The 4,255-nt window shown below is 49.5% G+C and carries 3 protein-coding genes; all 3 read right to left on the bottom strand.

Annotated elements, in window-relative coordinates; translation table 11 throughout:
* A partial coding sequence (locus DBO31_RS06100; protein WP_150824699.1) for a DNA polymerase III subunit alpha occupies nt 1-3,125 on the bottom strand: 3,125 nt, incomplete at its 3' end.
* 45 nt (nt 3,126-3,170) lie between these two features.
* On the bottom strand, nt 3,171-3,779 hold the full coding sequence (locus DBO31_RS06095; protein WP_059075334.1) for a TetR/AcrR family transcriptional regulator: 609 nt from the start codon (nt 3,777-3,779) through the stop codon (nt 3,171-3,173).
* A 166-nt stretch (nt 3,780-3,945) separates the two neighbouring features.
* On the bottom strand, nt 3,946-4,255 hold a 310-nt coding region (locus tag DBO31_RS09285; protein ID WP_159897782.1), incomplete at its 5' end, for a hypothetical protein.

Genomic DNA, 4,255 nt, shown 5'->3' with positions numbered 1-4,255 from the left:
TTAATATCCGCCCGCCCGGTGATGCGCACAGCCAAATCGGCCGCCGTCAGACTGCCATAACGCCCGTACGTCTTGGGAAATACGACGACGCTGACCGTATGGGTATAATCTTCCAGGGTCAGGATGGCCATCGTGTCTTTCCGCTTGGTCAGGACCTGCCGCCGGGCCGTAATCAGACCGCCAATTTCCATGACCCGTCCGTCGTACTGCTCCTTATGTTCCCCGTACAGGGCCGATAAGGGCGTCAGTTTATCCATGACATCGTGAAAGGCATCGAGGGGATGGCCGGAAAAGTAAAAGCCATCATACTCTTTTTCCATAGCCAGCCGCATTTCGATGGGATATTCCGGTACATCCGGATAAGTCAGTGACGATACCTGTTTTTCTTCTTCCATATCAAACAGACCCATCTGCCCTGAATCGCGTTCTTTCTGATAGAGCGAACCAAGGGCCATGGCCTGGTCGAGAACGGCCATGAGCTGGGACCGGCGCTTGCCAAACGAATCCATGGCCCCGCATTTGATGAGACTTTCCATGGCCCGTTTATTGACCACGTGGAAATCAACACGGCTGCAAAAATCTTCCAGTGACTGATAAGGACCGTCCTGCTCCCGCTTATTCACGATTTCCGTGATGGCGTTCTGGCCTACGCTCTTGACGCCGGAAAGGCCAAAACGGATGCTGTCTCCCTGTACGGAAAACATATAGACGCTGGCATTGACATCGGGGGACAGGACCGGCACACCATGGCGTTTGCATTCCTGGATATAATAACTGATTTTGCTGATATCATTGATGACACTGGTCATGGTGGCCGCCATGAATTCCGGGCGGTAATGAACTTTCAAATAGGCCGTCTGCCAGGCAATATAGGCATAGGCAGCCGAATGAGATTTGTTGAAGCCATAGCCGGCAAAATAGACCATGAGGTCGAATACTTTATTGGCAATATCATCAGGGATATGATTTTTCTGTGTGCCCGTCAGGAAATTCTTGCGCTGTGCCACCAGGATTTTTTCTTTTTTCTTGCCCATGGCACGGCGCAGGAGATCGGCCTGTCCCAGGGTGAATCCGCCCATAGCGGAAGCAATCTGCATGACCTGTTCCTGATACAGGATGACACCGTACGTATCTTTCAGGATGGGTTCCAGCAGTGGATGGAGATAGGTCACCTTCGTTTCACCGTGACTTCGTTTGATGAAATCCGTTACCATGCCGCTTCCCAGAGGTCCTGGCCGGTACAGGGCCACGGTGGGGATCATGTCTTCAAAATGCGTCGGCGCCAGTTCCTTTACCAGGTTGGTTATGCCTTCTGATTCCATCTGGAATACGCCGGCCGTATCTCCTTCGGTGAGCAGTTTCCCTGTTTCCGGGTCGTCGAGGGGAATGGCATTGATATCGAGATCGATACCGCGGTTAGCCTTGATGAGCTTGATCGTATCGCCGATAACGGTCAGCGTACGCAGGCCGAGAAAGTCCATTTTCAGTAGTCCCAGTTCTTCGACGAGGTCTTTATCATACTGGGTTGTCAGATAGTGTTCTTTTGAGAACTGGACCGGTACATAGTCATCGACAGGAGCAGCAGAAATGACGACCCCGGCTGCATGGGTAGACGAATGACGGGGCAGTCCTTCGAGGATCTTCCCATACGTTACGAGCTGATGCACCTGTTCGTCCGTTTCGTATTCACTGCGGAATTCCTTGCTTTCATCGAGTGCTTTATCGAGTGTAATGCCCAGTTCGGCCGGCACCATTTTGACGATGCGGTTTACCTCACTGAGAGGCATATCCATGACCCGACCTACATCGCGCAGGACGGCACGGGCTGCCAGTGTACCAAAGGTGATGATCTGGGCAACATGGTCCTGACCGTATTTCTGCGTAACGTAATCGATGACCTTGCTGCGGTTTTCATAGCAGAAATCCATATCGATATCGGGCATGGTGACCCGTTCCGGATTAAGGAATCGTTCAAAAAGGAGGTGATATTTGAGCGGATCCAGCCCGGTAATTCCCAGAAGATAGGCTACGACAGAACCGGCAGCTGAACCACGGCCGGGACCGACGGGAATGTTATGATCCCTGGCGAACTTGACATAGTCCCAGACGATTAGAAAATACGAGGGAAACCCCATGGTTTCAATGACGCCCAGTTCGTAATCGAGCCGTTTCCGCACTTCATCTGTCACGGGATGGTAGCGACCGGGCAATGCCTCTTCACAAAGTTTGCGCAAATAGGACGTATCGGTTTCGCCTTCCGGTACGGGAAATTTGGGCAGGTGCCGTTCATCGAAAGAAATCGTCACATTACATTTATCGGCAATTTCCAGGGTCGTATCGAGTGCTTCCGGCATATCGGCAAACAAAGCCGCCATTTCGTCGCCGTCTTTCATGTAAAATTCATCGTTGGAAAAACGGAAATGGCTGGGATCATCCAGCGTAGATCCGGTAGAAATGCAGAGTTTGACTTCCTGTGCCGGAGCATCGGTTTTGTAAATATAATGATAGTCGTTCGTCGCCACCAGTTTCAAACCGTACTCCCGGGCCCAGTCTTTGAAAACATGGCGCACCAGCTTTTCTTCCGGCAGTCCGTGATTCTGCACTTCCAGATAGAAGTCCTCTTTCCCGAATATGGACACCAGTTCTTCCAGCGCACGCCGCGCCCCCGCTTCGTTGCGATTGATGAGATCCTGCTGGATCTGGCCTTCAATGCATGCGCTGAGAGCGATGAGTCCCCTATGATAGGTTTTCAGCAAGTCATAGTCCACGCGGGGACGGTGATAATTATTTTCCCCGTCGATAAACCCTTTAGATACAATTTTTATTAAATTATGATAGCCTTCATTATTTTTAGCCAGCAGGATCAGGTGGCAAAGCCGTTCCTTTGCAGGATGGTCCATGCGGCTGCCCCGTGTCATGTAGACTTCACACCCCAGGATAGGTTTGATTCCCTGGGCCAGCGCTTCTTTATACAGGTGGATGACGCCGTACATATTGCCATGGTCGGTAATTGCCACGGCCGGCATATCCAGTTCTTTAGCCCGGGAAACCATGTCAGGGATGCGGCACATGCCATCAAATAGGCTGTACTGTGTATGTACATGGAGATGTACAAAAGGTCTCATATCATAAAATCTCCTTTTATCAGAAAAAACGCCCGGCCGGGCGTTTTACTCTTTGACGAATGTTTTTAAAATCCGTGGCAGGTATTTTCCACACAGCCAGATATCTTCATGATGATGCCGTGTCTGAGACCATTCATAAATCAGGGTGCGGATAATCATAAACAGATACTCCGTCGCTTCTTCTGCCGAAATCGTATCGTCGAATGTGCCAATGCTCTGGGCCACTTTAATGAAATTGAGCATATTATTGTAAAAATCGATGGATAAATAGCTGTGTTCCGTATCGTAGATATATTCAAAGGTCCGGTATACATTATAAGCGAAAGCTTCACCGGCATTGGCCCACAGATCCCCATACATGTCGATTTCCTTGAACAGATGCTGATAGGGTTTCCTGGCCTTCTGCACCACATCCTGCGACAGATTTGGCATAGGTGTCCGGGCAATGGAAATACATATCTGCAGCAGCAGGTCTTCTTTATTTTTAAAATGATAATATAAAGACCCGATGGGGAGCTTGGCCGCCGTACTGATTTCTTTCATGGAGGTCTTTTCATAACCGTTGTGAGAAAACAGGTTCTGGGCTACGTTCATAATATACTGGCGATTCGCTTCCGTCTGCAATTGTCGTTTTGTAATGTGTTTAACTGTCATAGATATCCTTTCCCGCTCTCCTGATATTTATTTATTATATTCTAGAATCAAATTTCGTGAATTGTCAAGAACTTTTTAAGAATATGACTCTATGATCTGATTGCAGAAAAACATGCAGCCCTGACGTATCAGGGCTGCATGCCGGGAGCGTATATGCTGCTGCGTATTACTTTCTGTCTGCCAATTCCTTGTAGGAATCGAGTCGGTCTTTCATATCTTTTTCCGTACGTTCGTAGAACTGTTCCGCCTGTTCCGGGAAGACTTTCTGCAACGATGCATACCGTACTTCTCCCAGGAGGAAGTCCTTCAGATCGCCCTTGGGATCTTTCGAATCCAGAGTGAAGCCGTTCTTGCCGGCTGCTTCTACATCCGGATTGTACCGGTAGAGATGCCAGTATCCGTTCTGTACGGCTTTCTTTGCTTCTATCTGGCTGAAGCCCATGCCCTTCTTGATGCCGTGGTTGATGCACGGTGCA

It is taken from the genome of Megasphaera sp. DJF_B143, from assembly GCF_900320625.1.
In the GTDB taxonomy this organism is placed as follows: Bacteria; Bacillota; Negativicutes; order Veillonellales; family Megasphaeraceae; genus Megasphaera; species Megasphaera hexanoica.
The sequence above is the reverse complement of the archived record's forward strand: the minus strand, read 5'-3'. Positions and strand labels throughout refer to the sequence as shown.

Coding starts and splice junctions, on each gene's coding strand:
- DBO31_RS06095 (WP_059075334.1), bottom strand. CDS start 3,779: ATGACAGTTAAACACATTACAAAACGACAATTGCAGACGGAAGCGAAT.